The sequence below is a fragment of the Bacillus haikouensis genome, assembly GCF_013179555.1.
Classification (GTDB): Bacteria; Bacillota; Bacilli; order Bacillales; family Bacillaceae_B; genus Rossellomorea; species Rossellomorea haikouensis_A.
Window position 1 is genome coordinate 1 of the sequence record NZ_JABMCR010000047.1, and the last position, 20,585, is coordinate 20,585.

General features: G+C 42.1%; 21 protein-coding genes and 1 pseudogene. 14 read left to right on the top strand and 8 right to left on the bottom strand.

Annotated features, from left to right (window positions below; genetic code table 11):
* Positions 1-320 precede the first annotated feature (320 nt).
* Positions 321-819: pseudogene (locus HP456_RS06715) on the top strand (aminoglycoside phosphotransferase family protein).
* Positions 820-865: 46 nt separating this feature from the next.
* Here the strand turns inward: HP456_RS06715 and HP456_RS06720 are convergent.
* Both HP456_RS06720 and HP456_RS06725 read right to left on the bottom strand, forming a co-directional pair.
* Entirely contained in the window at positions 866-1,237 is a 372-nt protein-coding gene (locus HP456_RS06720; RefSeq protein ID WP_172249354.1) for a permease, read from the bottom strand.
* Positions 1,234-1,443 (bottom strand): helix-turn-helix transcriptional regulator, encoded by a 210-nt coding sequence (locus HP456_RS06725; RefSeq protein ID WP_172249356.1) that lies wholly within the window; start codon positions 1,441-1,443, stop codon positions 1,234-1,236. The genes HP456_RS06720 and HP456_RS06725 overlap by 4 nt, the downstream gene beginning before the upstream one ends.
* Before the next feature lie 375 nt (positions 1,444-1,818).
* Here HP456_RS06725 and helD point away from each other — a divergent pair, with 375 nt between their 5' ends.
* Both helD and HP456_RS06735 read left to right on the top strand, forming a co-directional pair.
* Positions 1,819-4,134 (top strand): RNA polymerase recycling motor HelD, encoded by a 2,316-nt coding sequence (gene helD / locus HP456_RS06730; RefSeq protein ID WP_172249358.1) that lies wholly within the window; start codon positions 1,819-1,821, stop codon positions 4,132-4,134.
* 177 nt (positions 4,135-4,311) lie between these two features.
* Positions 4,312-5,535, top strand: a complete 1,224-nt coding sequence (locus HP456_RS06735) for a Bcr/CflA family efflux MFS transporter (protein ID WP_172249360.1) — start codon at positions 4,312-4,314, stop codon at positions 5,533-5,535.
* 679 nt (positions 5,536-6,214) lie between these two features.
* Here the strand turns inward: HP456_RS06735 and HP456_RS06740 are convergent.
* From HP456_RS06740 to HP456_RS25010, 3 genes are all read right to left on the bottom strand, one after another.
* Positions 6,215-7,309: an MBL fold metallo-hydrolase gene (locus HP456_RS06740; RefSeq protein WP_172249362.1), complete on the bottom strand. Its 1,095-nt coding sequence runs from the start codon at positions 7,307-7,309 to the stop codon at positions 6,215-6,217.
* 226 nt (positions 7,310-7,535) lie between these two features.
* Positions 7,536-7,760, bottom strand: a complete 225-nt coding sequence (locus HP456_RS25005) for a hypothetical protein (RefSeq protein ID WP_246288822.1) — start codon at positions 7,758-7,760, stop codon at positions 7,536-7,538.
* Positions 7,761-7,815: 55 nt separating this feature from the next.
* A complete protein-coding gene (locus HP456_RS25010; RefSeq protein ID WP_246288824.1) occupies positions 7,816-8,253 on the bottom strand; it encodes a DUF3784 domain-containing protein in 438 nt (145 codons plus the stop codon).
* 131 nt (positions 8,254-8,384) lie between these two features.
* Here HP456_RS25010 and HP456_RS06750 point away from each other — a divergent pair, with 131 nt between their 5' ends.
* The 9 genes from HP456_RS06750 (at position 8,385) to HP456_RS06790 (ending at position 17,038) form a co-directional block, all read left to right on the top strand.
* Positions 8,385-9,008 carry a flavodoxin family protein gene (locus HP456_RS06750; RefSeq protein WP_172249364.1) on the top strand — a complete coding sequence of 208 codons (624 nt, stop codon included), beginning with the start codon at positions 8,385-8,387 and terminating at the stop codon, positions 9,006-9,008.
* A gap of 150 nt (positions 9,009-9,158) precedes the next feature.
* Complete coding sequence (locus HP456_RS06755; protein WP_172249366.1) at positions 9,159-9,620, top strand: GNAT family N-acetyltransferase; 462 nt, start codon at positions 9,159-9,161, stop codon at positions 9,618-9,620.
* A gap of 121 nt (positions 9,621-9,741) precedes the next feature.
* Positions 9,742-11,049, top strand: a complete 1,308-nt coding sequence (dsdA, locus tag HP456_RS06760) for a D-serine ammonia-lyase (RefSeq protein ID WP_172249368.1) — start codon at positions 9,742-9,744, stop codon at positions 11,047-11,049.
* A gap of 409 nt (positions 11,050-11,458) precedes the next feature.
* On the top strand, positions 11,459-13,387 hold the full coding sequence (locus HP456_RS06765; RefSeq protein ID WP_172249370.1) for an endonuclease MutS2: 1,929 nt from the start codon (positions 11,459-11,461) through the stop codon (positions 13,385-13,387).
* Between the two features lie 176 nt (positions 13,388-13,563).
* Positions 13,564-13,947 (top strand): group-specific protein, encoded by a 384-nt coding sequence (locus HP456_RS06770; RefSeq protein ID WP_172249371.1) that lies wholly within the window; start codon positions 13,564-13,566, stop codon positions 13,945-13,947.
* Positions 13,948-14,043: 96 nt separating this feature from the next.
* Complete coding sequence (locus HP456_RS06775; RefSeq protein WP_172249373.1) at positions 14,044-14,454, top strand: hypothetical protein; 411 nt, start codon at positions 14,044-14,046, stop codon at positions 14,452-14,454.
* A 319-nt stretch (positions 14,455-14,773) separates the two neighbouring features.
* On the top strand, positions 14,774-15,541 hold the full coding sequence (locus HP456_RS06780) for an aminoglycoside 6-adenylyltransferase (RefSeq protein ID WP_172249375.1): 768 nt from the start codon (positions 14,774-14,776) through the stop codon (positions 15,539-15,541).
* Between the two features lie 165 nt (positions 15,542-15,706).
* Positions 15,707-16,651 carry an AraC family transcriptional regulator gene (locus HP456_RS06785; RefSeq protein ID WP_172249377.1) on the top strand — a complete coding sequence of 315 codons (945 nt, stop codon included), beginning with the start codon at positions 15,707-15,709 and terminating at the stop codon, positions 16,649-16,651.
* A 12-nt stretch (positions 16,652-16,663) separates the two neighbouring features.
* The gene (locus HP456_RS06790; protein WP_172249379.1) at positions 16,664-17,038 is read left to right on the top strand and encodes a DUF1761 domain-containing protein; all 375 of its coding nucleotides are present in this window, start codon (positions 16,664-16,666) and stop codon (positions 17,036-17,038) included.
* A gap of 161 nt (positions 17,039-17,199) precedes the next feature.
* Here the strand turns inward: HP456_RS06790 and HP456_RS06795 are convergent, their stop codons facing one another.
* Positions 17,200-17,922 (bottom strand): 3-ketoacyl-ACP reductase, encoded by a 723-nt coding sequence (locus HP456_RS06795; protein ID WP_172249381.1) that lies wholly within the window; start codon positions 17,920-17,922, stop codon positions 17,200-17,202.
* A 173-nt stretch (positions 17,923-18,095) separates the two neighbouring features.
* On the bottom strand, positions 18,096-18,392 hold the full coding sequence (locus HP456_RS06800; protein WP_172249383.1) for a DUF948 domain-containing protein: 297 nt from the start codon (positions 18,390-18,392) through the stop codon (positions 18,096-18,098).
* Between the two features lie 156 nt (positions 18,393-18,548).
* On the opposite strand from HP456_RS06800, the gene HP456_RS06805 reads away from it, so the two are divergent.
* Both HP456_RS06805 and HP456_RS06810 read left to right on the top strand, forming a co-directional pair.
* The gene (locus HP456_RS06805) at positions 18,549-19,334 is read left to right on the top strand and encodes an HAD family hydrolase (RefSeq protein WP_172249385.1); all 786 of its coding nucleotides are present in this window, start codon (positions 18,549-18,551) and stop codon (positions 19,332-19,334) included.
* A gap of 87 nt (positions 19,335-19,421) precedes the next feature.
* A complete protein-coding gene (locus HP456_RS06810; RefSeq protein WP_172249387.1) occupies positions 19,422-19,877 on the top strand; it encodes an SRPBCC family protein in 456 nt (151 codons plus the stop codon).
* Positions 19,878-19,944: 67 nt separating this feature from the next.
* On the opposite strand, the gene HP456_RS06815 is transcribed toward HP456_RS06810, so the two are convergent.
* The coding region (locus HP456_RS06815; RefSeq protein WP_172249389.1) for an IS3 family transposase at positions 19,945-20,585 on the bottom strand (641 nt) is incomplete at its 5' end.

Below are 20,585 nucleotides of genomic sequence, written 5' to 3' on the forward strand. Positions count from 1 at the left end.
TGAGATTCATTGAAAGGGAGGGAATGACTCTGATTAAATAGAATTGTCCTTGTTGTGGTTCAATAGAAATGAGAACAGGGGATTTTAAGGGATATGGCTCACTTTTTAAGAAACGGGCCATAATAAAGAGTTCGGAAGTAGAGGCGGATTTTTGCTTAAAATGCGGATTGGTACTTGCCTTAAGAGTAAAAAATCCAGAAAAATTCGCATAAAGGAGCTTAAGAATAAAGAGTTATTTACTAATGAAATTTTTACAAGATTTATTATGAAGAAGACTGAGAAACCTGATTTGAAGCTATTGAAAATAGAGGAGAGATACAATGTATGTAACCGATCCAATCGCTGTTGGAAACACAGCGAAAGTCTATCTCTTCGAGAATAAAATTGTCAAGGTTTTTAACGAACACTTGCCTGATGGGCAAGCTAATTACGAAGCGAATAAACAAACGTTTGCCCATTCGAACGGACTTCCGGTTCCTGAAATGATATGTGTGAAGAAATAAACGGTAAACAGGCAATCATCATGGAATATGTAAAAGGTAGAACAATGGGAGAACTCGCAGCGGGAATATCCGTGCAGATGTCTGCCGGTCTTATCTTCTCTATTCACAGGTTTCTTAAGAACTCGCTGAATTATATTTACGGCTTTATTGTCAAAAAAGCGGACTTTCCAAAAATGAAATAGTTGAATGGGCACCAATAATAGCAGGGCCAAGATTATCCGAAAACGTTTCTTCTGAGAACAACGAGCGTTTACTAGAAATTGTCAAACAATCCTATCCCTCATTCAAGCCCGTCCCAAGTCACGTTAAGACGTAATCGCTCTGTGACGGGCGCATCGGGAGAAATAGCCTGTTTTCGATATTTAATTAACTTTCGCAACAACCGCCATTGAAATGAATACGGTCATGATTGTCAATGCCATGATGATGTACAACAGATTCATAGCAGTAAGCTGGATAAGATCAAATTGGAGTACCCACATCAAGATCATAAAGTAGCTTAAAAGAGCAAAGTAGGAATAGAACATTCCTTTCTCGCGAATCATTCTCATCCGTTCGTCCTTTTGTTTGAAGTGAGGATGCAGATAGCTCATGCAGAAGCTCATCACAGCCATTGCAAAAAGTGGCAGGGCGTAGAATGGAATGCTGCCATCAATTATACCGACTGCTAAAATGAAGATACCTTGAGCGGCAAAAATGCCCCCAATAATGAAATACCATTTATTTTGCTTCATTCATATCCCCCCTTTGTGTGATAGATAAATAAATCTTCAATCGTGGTATCGAAAACACGTGCTAATTGAAAGGCCAACTGCAGGGAAGGATCATATTTCCCTTTTTCTATCGAAATAATCGTCTGACGGGAAACACCAAGCTTTGCAGCAAGTCTTTCCTGGGAGTAGCCGAATGTTTTTCTGTACTTTACGAGATTATTCTCCAAAGAAACAATCCCCCTTATAGAATTCATTATGATGTAAAGGAAACTTTACGTCAAGGAAACTTTACATGAATCATTACCAATTACCTGCCCGTCCAGATAAATAGTATGTGCGAATGCACGATGTAACAGACCTTTTGAAAGATTTGAGAACGGATGGCAGAAGCATCCTTCTCTTCAGACAAAAAACTGCCAGAAGATCGAGACTCGATCTTCTGGCAGTCGTAAAAAATACTATTGATATAGGAATGGATTTGTGATAAATTAGTACAGAAACACATAAAAATGGGAAAATAAAACAAATTCCCTCAATAATAATTATATACCATTAACAATCAATGAGTCAACCCCAAATTTTTCTTGAAAAGGAGTGCTTAGATGAAACTCGAAATCCGGCAGGAGCAAGAACGTGTGAATCAAGTGATAGAGACAATCATTGAACAAATTGAAAGTCTGGAGAAAGAAACCGGACGCCGTCAGGATGAAGTGATGGAAATCCGCAAAAACTTCTGGGATGAGGTCAAGGTGAATACTGATACGTTCGATGACTTTCTGGAGACCGTGCTTACCTTAAGGCAGCAAGCCCAAGTATTGACTGTAAGTCAGAGCACGCACAGGCAGGCTGTGAAAAAGTTAATCTCTCTCCGGCGCATGAAAGAAAAGCCTTATTTTGGTCGCATTGATTTTCTGGAAAACGGTGAATCGTCAGCCCAGCAGGTATATATCGGTATTGCCACACTCACAGACGAATCCGGGGATGACTTCCTTATCTATGACTGGCGTGCACCTATTTCGAGTGTGTACTATGATTTTCCCCCTGGGACAGCTGAATATGAAACACTAGGCGGCCAGGTTAAAGGGGAATTGGAGAAAAAGTGGCAGTACATCATCAAAGATGGCAGCATCAAGGCCATGTTCGATACAAGCCTGACAATCGGGGACGAGATTCTGCAGCAAGTGCTAGGTAAGAGAACCGATCATTATATGCAAAGCATCGTTGCCACCATTCAACAAAAACAAAATCAAATTATCAGGCACGATAAGGGACGGCTGCTCATCGTCCAGGGTGCAGCCGGAAGCGGAAAAACATCCGCTGCGCTGCAGCGGATTGCATATCTGCTTTATAAGTATCGAGGCACGTTGAACGCTGATCAAATCATTCTGTTCTCACCCAATGCGATGTTTAATAGCTACGTATCCAATGTACTGCCTGAACTTGGTGAAGAAAACATGGAACAAGTGACATTCCAGGAATATTTGAACCATCGATTAAGTTCAGAATTCCAAGTCGAGGGGCCATATGACCAGCTGGAATATGTGTTGAAAGAAATGGATTCCCCATCTTACCTTACGAGGACCGAGAGCATCCGATTCAAGGCATCGACCCAATTTTTTGAAGCAATTAAAGCTTACAGATTGTCACTTGAATCCTCCGGAATGAAGTTCAAGGGGATCAAATTCAGAGGTGAATCGATTGTCACAGCGCAACAGATCACAGAACGATTTTATACGCACGATACCACTCTCAAATTCCACAACAGAATTGAAAAGTTGAACGAGTGGCTGATTAAAAAGATTGGTGAAGCAGAGAAACTCGAAAGGACGAAGCCCTGGGTAGAGGAAAAAATTGAATTGCTGAGTAAAGAGGATTACGAAAAAGTGTATAAACACTTAAGGGAGAATAAAGCATCCAAAGAAGGTCCGTTTGACAATTATGAAGTTGAGTACGCTGCGCTTTCACGCATGATTGTCCGCAAGAGGTTCAGGAAGCTGCGAAAAAAGATTGATCGGCTGCTTCATGTAGATATAAAAGGGATCTACCATCAATTTTTTGCCGAACCAACTGCAATCGAGTCATTGATGGAAGGGACGCCACCTGATGAGTGGGAGAAGATTTGCCGTTTGACTGTGCGCATGCTGGCTGAAGGGAAGCTGTTTTATGAAGACGCGACTCCATTCCTGCTTTTGAAGGAGCTGATACTGGGCTTTCAGACGAATACTTCGATCAGGCATGTGTTAATTGACGAAGCTCAGGATTATTCCGCTTTTCAATTTGAATTTCTGAAGAGGCTGTTTCCAGCAGCGAAAATGACGGTACTTGGCGATTTTAACCAGGCCATCTTTGCCCATGCCCGTGAACATGTGGACTTCAACACATTGACAGGTTTGTACGGGCCATCCGATACCGATGCGATCATGCTGTCCCAAAGTTATAGGTCCACAAGACCGATCATCGAATTCACAAGAAGACTTGTTCCTGACGGTCACAAGATTACAGCTTTTGACAGGGAAGGGCAAAAACCTGAGCTGACAAAGGTGGAAGATCATCGTGATCTTCACCAGCGTATCGTATCCAAAATTCATGAACTGCGAAAACGTTCCCATGGTTCCATTGCTATCATATGCAAAACGGCTGCTGAAAGCGAAGCGGCATATGAACAATTGCGAGAAATGGAAGATCTCAAACTCATGAAAATCGGTTCATTGGAATATGAACAAGGTGTGGTCGTCATTCCGTCCTATTTAGCAAAAGGGATCGAATTCGATGCAGTCATCATTTATGATGCATCTTCTATACAATACGGAGACGAGAAACTTCGCCGTCTATTTTATACAGCTTGTACAAGGGCAATGCATGAACTCCACCTATTCAGTGTAGGTGAACCGACTCCTTTTATAGGAAAAGAAATATGAAATAAAAAGGTCGGTTTGTCCATCTGGATGAATCATCCCAACAGATACAATCGAAAATGGGACGGACCATTTAACTCTATTCCCAAGACAAATCAATTGTAAACACCTCATTCCTCTGCTAGAATCAACAAAGATTTATTACGACTTAACTTAATCATCAGGAAGGTGTTTACGCTCATGAACCATCAACCAACCGGTAAAAATCGGGTTGGATTCGCGTTTCTTCTCGGAATGCTTGGAATCCTCGGCCCACTTAATATTGATATGTACCTGCCAAGTTTCCCCGGGATAGCTGCTGACTTGAATGCCAGTGCTTCAATGGTGCAACTCAGTCTGACGGCATGCTTGATCGGGCTTGCAATCGGTCAGGTCGTGATCGGACCGATCAGTGATGCCCAAGGCAGAAGGAAGCCTCTATTAATTTCTATTTTTCTATTTGGTTTATCTTCCATTCTATGTGCGCTTTCTCCGAATATCTCAGTACTGATAGCAGCACGTTTTATTCAGGGGTTCACTGCATCAGCGGGGATCGTCCTTTCCCGTGCCGTAGTTCGTGACGTATTCAGCGGGAGGGAGCTGACAAAATTCTTCGCCTTGCTAATGGTAATCAATGCAACTGCGCCGATGGTTGCTCCGATTACAGGCGGGGCCATCCTACTTCTGCCGTTTGCTTCGTGGCATACGATTTTCTATTTTCTTGGATTAGTAGGTTTCGTGATTGTTCTGACAATTGCCATGAAGTTGAAGGAAACCCTTCCGCCAGAAAAGAGGATTCCGGCTTCAATTGGCGCATCACTTAGAACAATGGGAAGTCTGATGACAGACCGAACGTTTGTCGGCTATGTTCTGACCATCGGACTTATTCACGGGGGCAGCTTTGCCTATGTAGCCGGCACGCCGTTTGTGTACCAGGGTATCTACGATGTATCCCCTCAGGCGTTCAGTTTTCTTTTCGGTATCAATGGCCTGGCAATCATATCGGGCAGTTTCATGATCGGCAAGTTCAGTGACATGATACCGGAAAGAAATCTGCTCCGGATCGCCGTGATAACAGCAGTGAGCGCCACATCAGTCTTGCTGATTGCAACCATTATCCAAGGTCCGCTCGCGACACTCGTTATCCCGATCTTTATTTATATGACATCGATGGGGATGATTCTGACCAGCACCTTTACACTCGCCATGGAAAAACAGGGACACCGTGCCGGCAGCGCAAGCGCCATGCTCGGCATGCTCCCGCTGGTAGTCGGTTCCCTCGTCGCACCCCTTGTCGGCATCGACGAAACCACCGCCGTTCCCATGGGCGCCGTCTTATTCTCAACGGCCTTACTGGGTGCCGCAGCCTTCTTCACGCTAACCAATCGGGACGCAGGGACAGGTTCCGTGTCCCGTGGAAAGTAAGTCATTCTGCTTTAATGATCAACTATCAACCTGGCAGGTGTGTTTAAAGTAGACTACTTACGTTTTGCTAAAAAAGAAAAGAATAACTGTTAAAATACGAACCTTCTAAAGTTCTTTGCGAGAATGTGTTTAGGAAGGAATGGCATTAGTAAGTATGAATCTATTACTGCCATATTGCAAAAGCTCATCTCTAACCGTTACGAAAAAGGGGCAGGGACAAAACGAATAAACCACGACATAAAGACGAACAATTTCAGTGCATGTTCTTAATACCGCTAATGATTTCCATGCAAGACTTCGCTTTCCGCGGGTAGCCCGTGAGTCTCCTCGTCGCGTTCGCTCCTGTGGGGTCTCACTTGTCTAGCTGCAGGGCTTAGAGGCACATGACATAAGCCAAACCGATCAAGAAGGCAAAGTGCGCCTTCCAGGACGATTCGTCTTATGCCACCCGCCTCAGAGCAAAGCCCTTCCACTTTTCTAATAAGCTACTTTTCCCGCAGGAGTCTTCGTCTTGCACTCCAATCAACCGCTGGAAAGAGCTAAAATCCAAATGTACATTGAACAAAATAAAAACCCGAACTAATTTGCCTGTAAGAAGGCAAATTAGTTCGGGTTTTAATTAGACTAAAACACTTTTGTCCCACCCTCTTTTTTAATTTGTTTATGCTGGGGTACTTAGTTACTTCAATTCTTCCTCCCACCATCTAGAAGAGGGATAAGGAGCTTCATGCAATAAGATTGTCTCACCAATCGCCGGTGTGAGAACCTTGATGCCTTCTTCTTCTCCAGCAATCGTCACTCGTATAATCGGTTCTGTCCATTCATGAAAGGACAGCGTGAAGGCACCCCAGTGAATGGGAAGCAACAAATAACCTTTGACATCTTTATGAGCCAGGACGGTTTCTTCTGGAAGCATGTGAATGGGGGCCCATCTCGGATCATACTGCCCGCACTCCATCAAGGTAAGATCGAATGGTCCGTATCGTTCCCCGATCTCCTTGAAATGTGGGCCGTACCCGCTGTCCCCGCTGAAAAAGATAGTCGAATCCTGTCCTTTGATGATCCAGGAGCACCACAATGTACTGTTCCGGTCATGTATGTTTCTTCCGGAAAAATGCCTTGCCGGTGCAGACGCTAGAGTAAGTCCATAGAATTCGATCTCTTCCCACCAATCAAGTTCATAGATCATATCAGGATGTACTCCCCAGCGTTCCAGGTGACTTCCTACTCCAATCGGAACAAAGAATTGATTAACTTTATCATTCAATTTTTGAATCGTTCCGTAATCAAGATGGTCGTAATGGTCATGGGAAAGAATAACTGCATCAATTTTCGGAAGCTCTTCTATTGAGAAAGGAAGTACTTTACTGAACCTTTTTCCGCCAAATAAGGGGAATGGGGACGGTGAGTCTCCAAACATGGGATCAAGGAGGAGGTGCTTTCCGTCGATTTCAATCATACAGGCAGAATGGCCGAACCAAGTGATATTCGTTTGATGGTACGGATGACGAAGCGAAGGAAATTTGGTCACAGGAAGTGGATGTTCAGGTTTTCGATTTGCCTTTCTCATGAACATGTCCCTGATCATCGTAATGGAACTCATAAAATCCGTACTCATAGAAGTGGGGGTTTGGTTCTTGAAAGATCCGTTTGAGTAGTTTAGAGACATCTGCACTCTTTCCCGGGCTGGCTTTTGGCCAAAAGCAGGGGTGAACTTTATCAATAAATATACCGAAAGGACGATCCCGACTAATGCGAATAGAACAGTTAACATATCTGTGTCCCCTTTAAAGTAGTATTCAAATCTTTATTTAACTATCTCAAATTATCATCCCGGTGTCCAAATTCATCTAACAATTTAATACCTTATGTACAAGTTCATACACTCACGTATATGATATGCTTTGCCGATATCACCAGTCTCTTCATACCAGTCTTCTGGAGGAACCGTTTAAGATTTTATGTGCAATAAATGAATAAGAAAACCCGGCTATTGGAAATCAATCCGTTAATTCGCTATACCAAAAACGTGTTTGTTCAGGGGAGCTCCCATTGATGAATACATGCTCTTCACCAACATTTACATAAATATAAGGCGGCTCTTTCTCAATGAACAGGAGGCTCTTTCCGTAATCTTTTACTTTAAACACACCTTTCGCCATTATAGAAAGTCCAAATCCATTGATTTTCCATGTGACTTCCGGCATTTCGTCCAGAAGCTGCACCGATTTGATGTCTTCCTTTTTTCTTTTTCCACACTTCACCATACATGCCGGTAATTTAAAAGGATTCATCTGAAATAATCAATTCATTCTTCTGATAACCCGTATAAGTGAGAACCCCGATCAGGCCAAGCACCAAGACCATAAGAATGGAATTGACCCAGTACCTCCTGTTTCGTTTAGAGGGGACTTCATATCTGGATAAATAAATCATCCCTCCCATCAAAAAAACCATCATAAAGCCGAACTGAACCTCCATTACATAGGAAAATGAAGAGAATGCCAGCGGTTGAAAAATAAGCATACAGAAGGCTGTCAAGATCAGTAAAGCGCCCATTAATTGAGGGTAGCCGTTCTTGATCAATTCCTCCTGCTCCTTCTCCGGCCGGTTGATGAATTCTGATACCAACCCGTAAACCTTTTTATATCGGACAGCCCAGCCGAGCAGCAGAAAAATCGAAATGACAAATAATTGGATGCCAATAAGGATGTTCATTTTCATTCCTCCCTGTAATTTTACTTTTATCGTAAAAACGTAAATATGAGGGTAATGGTTTCAACTAATCTCGTCGTTTACTGATTCTTTGAAAGGGTATTAGTGTAGGAGAATGGAATAGGGAGGATGAGATGATGGTTAACGTATTATTATTAAACTGTTCATTGAAGAGCGGAGATGAGCAGTCGAATACAGCAGCTTTAATGAATGAGATCATTGAAATATTTGACAGGGAAGGGGCAGGCTCTGAAGTTGTCCGGCTGGCTGATTACTCGATTTCATACGGCATTACACCAGACGCCGGGGAAGGCGATCAGTGGCCTGAAATTTTTGAAAAAGTAAAACAGGCAGACATAGTGATTGTCGGGACACCGCTCTGGCTCGGTGAAAAAAGCAGCATCGCTACACTTGCAATTGAAAGACTGTATGGTGGAAGCAGCCTGACAAACGACAAAGGTCAGTATCTCTACTACAACAAAGTGGGAGGAGCGATCGTCACAGGAAACGAAGATGGGGCTAAGCATGCTTCAGCCTCCATACTTTACGGCCTTTCCCATCTTGGGTTTACAATCCCTCCGAATGTTGATACTTATTGGGTAGGGGAAGCCGGACCGGGTGATTCCTATATCGAAGCGAATGGGAAAGATAACGAATTCACTCAGCAGCACGCTAAAATCATGGCTTATAACCTCCTTCATTTTGCAAGACTCCTTAAAGAACACCCGATTCCCGCTGAAGGGAATAAAATAGAGTGAACTTTAATTTGTTACCCTTCCAGTGATGCGGCATGAACTGACCGGATCGCTGGAAGGCTTTTTTACATTCTCATACCTGTTGATTAATAAAATATGGTAAGATGCTTTTCGTAGATAATTGTTGTCAACCTTTAAAAAGGAGAAATGCAGATGGAAATCAAGCTGGATAATGATATTGGGAAAGAAGCAACTGAACTGATCATGGATCATCTCCGGGACATGGCCATTCATTCACCGCCCGAAAGCAGGCATGCACTTAATCTTGATGGACTGAAGCAGCCGGATATTACGTTCTGGGGTGTGTGGGATGATGGCGAACTGGCAGGCTGCGGTGCCTTGAAAGAACTCGACAGCGAGCAGGGGGAAATCAAGTCTATGAAAACTTCCCCGGCTCATCTTAGAAAAGGTGCAGCGAAGAAAATCCTTTTACACATCATAGAAGAGGCAGCAAAACGAGGCTATCGACGTTTGAGTCTCGAAACAGGATCCATGGCAGCCTTTGCCCCGGCGAGAAGACTATATGAAAGCTTCGGATTTACCTATTGTGAACCGTTTGGAAACTACAAGGCAGACCCAAACAGTTTGTTCATGACCAAGGAATTAAAGATGTAATCCCTTCTTTCAATATATTGTATCTATGTTGAACCACACAGGACAAGACTTAGTGAAACGGAACCATCAATTTGGAACTATGGTAAGTATATTAAATACACAAGTTCAGTAAGGAGGACCCATGGTGGACTTTACAAATCATTTAGACGGAGATTTGCTTTCAGACTTACAAGTGAAGAAGGAAACTTTTTGGGCCAACGACAGATTAAAGCTTAGCGGTTCGTCGGAATCAAAAGAAATGATCGAAGCCGGACAGCTGCTTTCACGATTTGCTCCATATTTAAAAGAGGTTTTTCCGGAGACCGGGCAAACGAGCGGAATTATTGAATCACCTGTCAAGAACCTCCCAAATATGCAAATGTCCCTTCAAGATTATTATCAAATAAACATTCCGGGTAAGTTGATGCTGAAATGTGACAACCAGCTGCCAATCGCAGGCTCCATCAAAGCCCGGGGCGGTATTTATGAAGTGCTGAAAATTGCTGAAACTCTGGCACTGAAACACAATTTCATACGGAAGACAGATGACTACTCAGTAATGGCAGACAGAAAGTTTATTGATTTCTTCTCTCAATTCTCCATCGCCGTCGGATCAACCGGGAACCTCGGCTTGAGTATTGGAATGATGGGAGCTGCGCTCGGCTTCAAGGTGACTGTTCATATGTCTCGTGAAGCAAAGCAATGGAAGAAAGATCTCCTCAGAGAAAAAGGGGTACAGGTCGTGGAGCATGAAAATGACTTTTCTCATGCGGTGGAGGAAGGAAGGAACCAATGCACTTTGGATCCGAATTGTTTTTTCATCGATGATGAAAATTCAAGGGACCTGTTCATGGGGTATGCCGTCGCCGCATTAAGACTCCACAAACAGTTAGAGAGAGAGGGCATTAATGTCGATCAAGAACATCCTCTCATCGTTTATTTACCATGCGGTGTGGGTGGAGGTCCGGGCGGGGTGACATATGGTTTGAAACATGTATTCGGAGAGCATGTTCATTGCTATTTTGCGGAACCTGTGGATTCACCGTGTATGCTGCTCGGACTTTCCACAGGAAAACACGAAGCCATTTCTGTCCGTGACATTGGTTTAAGCAACCAAACAGAAGCAGATGGATTAGCAGTTGGCCGTCCATCTGCTCTCGCAGGAAAAATGGTGAATGAAATTCTGAACGGAGTTTACACGGTCAGCGATGAAAATCTGTTTAAAATGCTGGCTCTCTTACATGCTTCAGAAAATATATCACTGGAACCGTCCGCGTTGGCGGGTATGTTCGGTCCGACTCTCCAGGTAATTCAAAGACATCTGGAATCCATGCCGCGAACAATCGGAAGGCTGAACCAGGCAACACACCTGGTATGGGCAACTGGAGGCAGTCTTGTACCGCCATCGATCATGAGTGACTACATTACAAAGGGAAAAAGCCTCCTGTAAAACGCATTTACACACGAGGTCCGTGCCTCTGATTTTGTGATTGACATTTTCTGACCGTCCGCATACAATAAGGGTGAAAATAAACTTTGTATATCAAAGGGAGTATGTTATATGTTAGGTGTCGTTCTTAACTAACCGTTAAATGAATACGGACATTTTGCCGGCATTCGGCAGTTTACAAAACTGTGCGAGTGATATGCTTATTTAGCTGTGCCTGCAGAATGTAGTTAAGAACAATGGTCATAGCCTATACACCCCTTTACTTTAGGAGAGCTGTGTCTTTTGTGCACAGCTCTTTTTGTGTACAAAGATATGCTCCTCTCAAAGGGAACCATGTATACAAGTCACGAAGGCCGCAATGGACATTGTTCTGTTGTGGTCTATTTTTATTTTATTGGAGGAGAAAACATTGAACGAAAAGACTTTTCAAACACTGGAATTTCATCGTGTAAAGGAAGAACTGACTAGATTTGCGCTCACAGAGGAAGGGAAGACCGAACTGTTGAATATGACGCCATCGACCATCAAGCGCCAAATCGAAATGCGCCTTGATGAAGTGACGGAGGCTGTCAGGATTCTTGAAAAAAGCACCAGCGTACCGATTCATGGACTGGATGGCGTTGAGAAACTCGTCGCAAATCTGCATAAGGGGGTACCTTTGAGACCGGACCAGCTGACCAACATCTATTATTTCCTCGACACCTGCAAAAAGCTGAAAAAATATATGCAGGATAAACAATGGCTCGCACCCAGGGTATCAGCTTACGTGTCCTCGATTGATGACATCCCCGAAGTGGCAGAAGAAATCAACCGCTGCATCCGGAATGGCCGGGTCGATGACTATGCTAGCAAAGAACTGCTTCGTATCCGAAAGCAGGTAAGTATTCAGGAAGAAAGATTAAAGGACAAAATTTTATCAATCGTCAAATCGGCCAAGTACAAATCCTATCTTCAAGAAGCAATTGTCAGCCAACGGAACGGCCGTTATGTCCTCCCGATCAAGAAGGAATACAAAGGAAAAGTGAAAGGGACCATGCTTGATTCTTCCGCATCAGGTTCCACTCTCTATATCGAACCGGAGGAACTCAGTATACAGCAGGATCAGCTGCTCATGTACAAATTGCAGGAAGATCAGGAAATCGAGAATGTCCTGTGGTCATTGACGGGGCTCATCCAAACCTGCGAACCGCAGTTCAAGCTGGCGATTGAGACAATGGTTCACTATGATGTCCTTTTTGCTAAGGCCAAATACAGCCGAGCAATCGATGGAGTGAGCGCAGTAATAAATGAGAGCCATCAAGTCCGTTTGAAAAATGCTGTGCATCCGCTATTAGGAAAAGGAGCTGTACCGTTGTCTATCGAGATGGGGGACACGTATCACGCATTGGTCATTACAGGACCAAACACCGGCGGGAAAACCGTCACTATCAAGACGGTCGGCCTTCTGACACTTATGACACAATGCGGGCTCCACATACCAGCAGACTCAGGCAGTGAAATCAGTATTTTTGAACAGATATTACTTGATATTGGCGACGGTCAGAGCCTGGAGCAAAACCTGAGCACCTTCAGTTCACATGTCAAAAACATCATTGCGATTTTGAAGGAGACAAACGACCGGACATTGATACTCCTGGATGAACTCGGTTCCGGAACCGACCCGAAGGAAGGCATGGGACTTGCGACTGCGATCCTCGATCAGCTTTACGACAAAGGGGCAACCATACTTGCAACGACCCACTACAGTGAAATCAAGCATTTTGCAGAAGAACACGATGGTTTCATGAACGGAAGTATGGAATTTAATATTGACACACTGCAGCCTGCTTACAAGTTGATTGTAGGGGAAGGAGGGGAAAGTCAGGCATTTTCCATTGCCCTAAAGCTTGGGATGCACCCTGCCATCATAGAAAAAGCACATGAAATCACTTATCGCGAAACAAAAACATATATCTCAGAAGAACAAGATTTCCATACAAAGAAAGACATGGAAAAGCAAATCATCGTCAGCAAATATAAAAGAAGAGATCACACTAAAAAAGCAGGGGTCAAATCAGTCATAACCCAATTTACTAAAGGAGATAACGTCAAAATCTCTCCGACTGGGGAACTCGGCATCGTCTTTGAAGGACCGGATGCCATGGGGCGCTATATCGTACAGGTGCAGGAAGAAAGGAGAAGCATTCCACACAAACGGCTTTCTCTTTATATTTCAGCAGAAGAATTATACCCGGAAGACTACGACTTTGACATTATCTTTGAATCGAAAGAAAACCGGAAAAAAGATAAACTGATGGGCAAACGTTTCATAGAAGGGCTCACCATTGAACGTGAATGAGAGTGAAAGGATATCCCCTCGTCCAGTCTGCATTAATCCGCAGCAACAGACTGGAGCGGGCTTTCCGCTTTTAAGAGGTCATAATGAAATAATTAATTGAGTTTGCCGCCATATTTTGAAATAATTGGTATATATTATTGTTATTTCAAAAACTTTATAGAAGAGTGGTATCCAAAATGAAGTTCTATATCGCATCAAGTTTAAAAAATATACATAACGTTCGTTATATCAGTGAAAAGTTGAAACTGAATGGTCACACTCATACATTTGACTGGACGACCCTCAACCCTGCCGTTTCATTAGAAAAACTGCAAGAAATCGGTCAGCTTGAAAAAGAAGCTGTCATTCAAGCTGATGTGGTCATCATGTTACTCCCTGCTGGAAAGGGAAGCCACATCGAGCTGGGCATCGCGCTCGCCCTTGACAAGAGAATCATTCTCTATTCCTCACACGGAGATATCAATAATCTTGATGAAACAAGTTCGTTTTATCATTTGTCGCAAGTGGAGAAATTTCTAGGGGATAAGGATGATTTAGTGAATTTTATTTTAGATAAGTAAAGGAATCAAAGTTGGCAAATTTCCCGGAATACTATTTCTATATTCACCAAAGGAGGAACCCCCATTAAATCACTAAAAATCATAGGGACTATCATAGTGTTTCTGTCCATCTTTTCAGGTGGTTTTCTGACAGGAAAGATGAATTCCGAGGAAGCTGGCAGGGAAATTTTAATAGGTTTTAATAACGAGAGAACAGCAGGGCAATTTGATATGGCTAAAGTGATCAAGGATACAGAAAATCAGTCAGCAGTTGATAACTTTTTTATGATTTACTCAAGCAAGGAACGGATGACTCAAGATATGAAACAAGTTGAGAAACCCGATGTGCATATCAAAATCATTAGTCCTAAACGGTCTGCAGTTCTGATCGATTCGAGGATGTGGTTCTCTTCAGAAGGCGCGGTGATCGGCATTCGTTCCGGGGAGAGTTGGAAACGGGCTGATTATTTTACAATCGGGAAACGCGATGCAGCATATATAAAGGAGCAAATTGATTATAAGTCATAGGAGGGTGGAAAGGTCCTGAATTACATTTATATTTTATCTGATCATAAATGTTTTTCATCACACTGAGTACGGTCCATATATGGGTATTTGGCTCTCGAAACCATACGTTCTTCCATTTATCTTTCTCATTTTATCCGAAACAGTCCTGGCCTTCATGCAAAAGAAATACGCTGAAACCAAAAAAAATTTACCTCTTCACCATCAGTCAATTGGTGTTTTTTCACTATTATTGATCATACGTATTGTACAGATTTCGCATGATTGATCTGATAGGGGAAAGTAGTATAAATAATTTATATTAAAGGAATAGGGTGGGAAAATGATGTATACTCCTAAAGAAAGAGAACAATATTTTACAAGCGCCATTAACCGATTATCGTCATCAGAATTTATTGAAGGCATCGTTCAATTAGGCTCCGGTGTAAAAGGTTATAAATATAGATATTCGGATATTGATTTAATGGTGGCAGCGTACGGATTGGTAGAAATAGAAAAAGAAAAGACATTCGTTCACCAATTCTTCCATGATCTCCCATCCGTCTACATAAAAGAATTAAAGCTAAGAGAACATATATACCTCATCATTGCATTTATGGAGAATGGGCTTGAATTCAATGTATCCATCCTATCCAGAGAGTATTTAAACGTAAAATCGCCTTTATGGAAAGTCGTTGTGGATAAAACAGGTGAGGTTTCTAAGAAGATGAAAACCGCACATGAACAGTTTCTGCAAACGAACTATGTGATCAGCGATGACCCTTCTTTCGAGTTTAGCTATTGTATGAGGAAATTCCAAACAGAACTGAAGCGTCATAATTTAATCTACGCTCTGAAAATGCTTGAAGCAATGAGAGACCTCACCCTTCAAATAGAAATACTCAATGAAAACAAGAAACTTCATCAATTCAAGGCGTACGAAACGCTAGAGCCTGAATTCATCAATAAGTTTCTTCAAACATACCCGGATGAAATTAACGAAGAATCGTTAGTGGAGTCGGCTGAAAGATTGAAAGAACTATTTTTCGCTATTATAAAAGTCAACAGCTCACATTCAGTAGATGAATCATTTCATAGAATGATAAATTAAAGACTGGGAACGTGATAACCTTTTTATGAACTCTGATTTCATGTGTATGATTAGAGGTGAAAAAGAGGATTTTCAAAGAAGGGCTTAACTTGGCTTAAACGTAAGAGGATCCACCGTTTGAGGAGCTAATTTCAAGACGTTAATAAAAGGCAGCGAGGGTCGATTATGAATTATGATAAATTACAGCTAAACCAGGTGAATAAAGTAGTCGAGTACATACACGAGCATACAAATGATAATTTATCTTTAGAGCAGCTGGCAAAGGTATCTACCTATTCGCCATTTCATTTTCAGAGGATGTTCAAAGGGATAATCGGCGAAACTCCTGCCGGATACGTAAAGAGGATTCGATTGGAGAATGCTGCGCATTTACTCATTTATGAATCCAATCTCACCATTACCCAAATAGCGTTGCACTGTGGTTTTTCATCACTATCTTATTTCACCTACTCGTTTCAAACTTACTTCCATACCAGTCCTAAAAAATGGAGGGATGGGGGTTACCTGGAACGATTCCCAAGAGAATATCTAAATAGCAAGAAATCTAAACAGGTTAGCACAAAAACGAAAGAATCCTCCCTTAGAAGTGATTATAATGGATTTCAATGGCTCGACTTATCTAAAGTGAAGATTGTACATTTTCCAGACTGCAGTACCATCAACCGATTTCACATTGGTTCCTATGTTGAGGGAGTAACTGAAACTTGGGCAGATCTATTTCGATGGGCAGACGCCCGAAATATGACAGAAGCATCCCCGTTGATATTTGGCGAACCCAAAAGCAACCCTTATATCACCACCCCGGAAAAAAGCAGGTACGGATGCAGAATAGCAGTACCCGGCAATTGGAAAGGGTTAGATGAAGAAGAAACGTTGTATTCATTTAAAGGCGGTAAGCATGTCGTATATGAGTTTGAGGAACCGGTTGACTATGAAGAGAGAATAAGACTGATTGAATGCTACTCCGAATTATACAGCTACTGGCTTCCGAAAAGTGGATACAGGTATTTAGGAAATCCAATCGAGCTTGTGAAATTGGTAAAAGCGGAAGGGACATTTGACCTGAGATGTACAATCAAAGCAATTGCTTTAGCCATTGAACCTAATTAATGGAGGAATCTTATGTTTATGGAAGGTTTAAACCTCAACTTACTGGCTATTTTGTCCGGTGCCTTGTTGTATATGGTGTATGGGGGAATCTATTATTCAATTTTATTAAGGAAGAAAGAACAAAGTAACCACCCCGCAACGTATGCAGCTGCAGTAATCGTTGCATTTATCAGTTCATTTATCACAGGTTTATTCGTTCAATCGGCTGGTTCTGCAGGTGTTATTGAAGGAGCACTGTCTGGTCTTATCCCAGGGGTACTGATTTCAATCGTGTATCTGAAAAATACTTTATTTGGACTAATCAATAAAAATGCGTTCCTTATCGCGGTGGGTGACCATCTTATCATTTTTACTCTAATGGGAGCTCTTCACGGATACTTGCATTAAATAGTTTTAAGTAATTAACGCAAGAAAACGTAATCTGAAATATCCAAGGGATCAAAATATTTTTTGAATCCCTTGGATTTTTTGAATTGTTTGGTTGATATCCAACCACTATCCTTAATGAAAACTCTCACACGTTCTTCAAAGAGTACATTCATTTTCCTTTAAAAAGGATTCGTCGCCCACTGCAGCGACTGTTTGATGAAAATCCGCGGGTGCAGCTTCAGTTGTGAGACCATATGTTCCGCCAAATCTTCCGGCTGCATGTATTTCTCCTTATCGGCTTCATCCAGCTTATCGCCAAAGGTCAAATCTGTTGCAACAAGGCTTGGGTTCAAGGTCATGACACGGATGTTATGCTTGCGGACTTCCTGCATCAGCGCTTCCGTCATACCTTGTATAGCAAACTTCGATCCACTGTAAGCAGTGCTTTTTGCGGTGCCCTTCAAACCGTTGCTGGATGAAATGTTGATGATGTCCCCTCGGTTTTTCTCAATAAGCTGGGGTAGAACAGAGCGAGTCATATGATACGTCCCGAAAACATTCACTTCAAACGTTCTCTTCCAATCTTCCGGGTGAATTTCAAGAAAGTGACCGTACGTGCCTATACCTGCATTATTAATCAGGATATCAGCCGAACCAAGTTCATTCTGTAACGCAGAAACGGCCTTCTCAACTTGTTCTATATCAGAAATATCTGCAGCTGCGACACTTGCATTCACACCGAGAGAATTTGCTTCCCCGGCAACCTGCTCCAATGCACTTTTTGTCCGGGCAATCAGGCCGACATGGACCCCTTCACGCGCAAGTTCCAGTGCCGCCGCTTTACCGATTCCCCGGCCAGCCCCCGTGATATAAGCAATCTTTCCTTTAATCGATTGTGCCAACTTGAACCATCCTTTCGAATTTGACTGTCTAAAGTTAGTGTACGGCTGTCCAAAGAAAATCTCAATTGATAAGGTATAAGTGTGAAAGAATCAATATACGGAGTTATCATAATATTATTATGTATACAATAAAACAATTGTAATCATCCTGATGAACATCAGGATGATACTTCCTACCGTTTTATACTGTTTGCAAATTCCTTCGCAACTTTCTGAGTCCTTTTGGCTTCTTCCACTGTAAACATGATTGAGCTTTTCTTGTGTTGAATGTCTTCCTGAATTTCTTCTTGTATGGTTTGCAGCTGGTCTGTCTCTTCAGTGACATGATCGACACAGGTCTGAATACTGTTAACACTATGATTGATTGAATGCATGATCGGCCGGGTGGTTTTCATCGTTTTCACAACGCTCACTGCTAACATGATAATGGCTGCGGCCACAACGGCAATACTGATATAAACTATCCACATTTTATTCACCTCTATATTAAGTAGATGTTTATTATTTTCCCTATTTTCTTGAAAATTAACTGATTAATTATTCTTATTTTCTAAATGGATCCCTTTACTAAACAGTAAGGAGCTAGTAATCTATTGATAAGCGAAGTGAGAGCGGAGGGCTGGAGAATGATTAAAGCTGTATTCTTTGATTTAGACGACACATTGTTATGGGATTCAAAAAGTATACAACGTGCATTTGAAGAAACATGCGAGTATGCCTGCACAAAGGTGGAAGTTGATTCAGACAAGCTGGAAGAGGAAGTAAGAAACTCGGCCAGGGAATTATATTCTTCTTACGAAACGTTTGAATTCACTCAGATGATCGGCATCAATCCCTTTGAAGGACTATGGGGAGATTTTCAGGATGACCACCATGAACAGTTTTCTAACATGAAGAAAATCGTTCCTGTATATCGTGATAAAGCTTGGACCAGCGGTTTACAAAGGCTTGGGGTTAACAACAAAGAATTGGGAAAGGATTTAGCTGAACGGTTCAGGATTGAACGGAAGAAGCATCCTTTTGTTTATCAAGATACTTTTCAAGTATTAAATACATTAAAGGGCGATTATGTTTTGGTGCTGTTAACGAATGGATCACCACAATTACAACACACCAAACTGCAGATGACACAAGAGCTTATGCGATATTTCAAAGAAATCATCATTTCCGGAGCAATCGGAAAAGGAAAGCCGGATACTGCTATGTTCCTGCATGCGCTTGATAGACTATCATTGAAGAAAGAAGAAGTCATCATGGTAGGGGATAACTTACGGACGGATATCCTGGGTGCGAACAGAACAGGAATAAAAAGTGTTTGGATTAATCGACATGACCATAATCAGGGAGACATCAACCCTGATTACGAAATAAAGGAATTATCCGAACTACTTGATTTACTGAAACAGTTTTAGTTTTCGCACATATTTGATGTCCTGCTTTCATAAAATGAGCACTGCCATGCGATTAAATCGAATGTTCACTCACAAGGAGGACTTTGGATGGGGAATGGACGTCATGAGCTGCTGGTGGATGCTTCTATTGAGGATGTTTGGCAATTTGTCAGCAATCTCGATTCTTGGGCACCCCTTGTACCAGGTTACATTGAACATGAGATCATAAATGATAAAGTCTCGGATTGGAAGTTCAAGATCGATATTGGGCTGATGAAAAAAAAGATATACGCGAGGGTGAATATCACGGAATGGACTAAGCCTTCCAAAGTGACGTTCAGTTTGAAAGGATTGAATGAAAAATTCACCGGGAGTGGTTCCTTTGAAGCGGAGAGGTCCTCAGAATTTCACACCATAGTCAAAGGGATACTGGATATCAGCACTTACAGCCCGATGGAAAAAATCATCACCCCTATACTCAATAAAACGGTTCCTGACGTGACTACGGAACTAACAATCAATGTTGCACGCGAGCTCGAAAAACGATATTCCTGCCGCCGGTAAGAAAGACAGAAAAGAACCAACGGAGTAAAATAAAGTGTACCCTTTGTAAAGGACATTTTAAAAAAGCCTAAGCTACTTCTAAAAGATGATCTCTGTATTGAACAGGGGTCATCTTTTTTCGATTCCATTGATATCTATGGTGGTTATAGTAAGTAATGTATTGCTTAATTTCCTTTTGTACATCCTCTAATGTCAGGCAGGGTTTAACAGAGGTTTCATCTTTCAGGTGTCCAAAGAATGATTCAATGGGGGCATTATCCCAACAGTTGCCCCTTCGGGACATTGATTGACGGATTCCAAGTTTTTTAACCATTTTTTGAAATTGGGGATGTGTATAGTGAACCCCTTGATCTGAATGGATGAGTGAGTCTTTATGTTTTTTAAACCTTCTGTTTTTCTTTAGTTTTTTGAGGGTATCTGTGGCTAATTCCATAGTCATTCTGTCAGACACATGGTAAGCAAGAGCTTCACCGCTGGAGCCATCCAATATCATAGATAAATAAGCTCTGGAACTTTTTCCATAGTTCAAATAGGTGATGTCTGTTAATAGCACTTTCCCGGGTTTACCCTGATTGAATTTGCGCTCCAGTAGGTTAGGGACCACTGAATGTTCCTGGGTGGCCTTCATTAGACGCCTATATGGATTCGCCCTTCGGAAGAGGCAAATGATATTATACTTCTTCATGATTCTTCGAATTCTTTTCAAGT

Bases quoted from the DNA above. Each gene is read 5' to 3' on its own strand.
- HP456_RS06720 (WP_172249354.1), bottom strand. From the start codon at position 1,237: ATGAAGCAAAATAAATGGTATTTCATTATTGGGGGCATTTTTGCCGCT.
- helD (WP_172249358.1), top strand. From the start codon at position 1,819: ATGAAACTCGAAATCCGGCAGGAGCAAGAACGTGTGAATCAAGTGATA.
- HP456_RS06735 (WP_172249360.1), top strand. From the start codon at position 4,312: ATGAACCATCAACCAACCGGTAAAAATCGGGTTGGATTCGCGTTTCTT.
- HP456_RS06740 (WP_172249362.1), bottom strand. From the start codon at position 7,309: ATGTTAACTGTTCTATTCGCATTAGTCGGGATCGTCCTTTCGGTATAT.
- HP456_RS25010 (WP_246288824.1), bottom strand. From the start codon at position 8,253: ATGAACATCCTTATTGGCATCCAATTATTTGTCATTTCGATTTTTCTG.
- HP456_RS06750 (WP_172249364.1), top strand. From the start codon at position 8,385: ATGATGGTTAACGTATTATTATTAAACTGTTCATTGAAGAGCGGAGAT.
- HP456_RS06755 (WP_172249366.1), top strand. From the start codon at position 9,159: ATGGAAATCAAGCTGGATAATGATATTGGGAAAGAAGCAACTGAACTG.
- dsdA (WP_172249368.1), top strand. From the start codon at position 9,742: ATGGTGGACTTTACAAATCATTTAGACGGAGATTTGCTTTCAGACTTA.
- HP456_RS06770 (WP_172249371.1), top strand. From the start codon at position 13,564: ATGAAGTTCTATATCGCATCAAGTTTAAAAAATATACATAACGTTCGT.
- HP456_RS06780 (WP_172249375.1), top strand. From the start codon at position 14,774: ATGATGTATACTCCTAAAGAAAGAGAACAATATTTTACAAGCGCCATT.
- HP456_RS06785 (WP_172249377.1), top strand. From the start codon at position 15,707: ATGAATTATGATAAATTACAGCTAAACCAGGTGAATAAAGTAGTCGAG.
- HP456_RS06790 (WP_172249379.1), top strand. From the start codon at position 16,664: ATGTTTATGGAAGGTTTAAACCTCAACTTACTGGCTATTTTGTCCGGT.
- HP456_RS06800 (WP_172249383.1), bottom strand. From the start codon at position 18,392: ATGTGGATAGTTTATATCAGTATTGCCGTTGTGGCCGCAGCCATTATC.
- HP456_RS06805 (WP_172249385.1), top strand. From the start codon at position 18,549: ATGATTAAAGCTGTATTCTTTGATTTAGACGACACATTGTTATGGGAT.
- HP456_RS06810 (WP_172249387.1), top strand. From the start codon at position 19,422: ATGGGGAATGGACGTCATGAGCTGCTGGTGGATGCTTCTATTGAGGAT.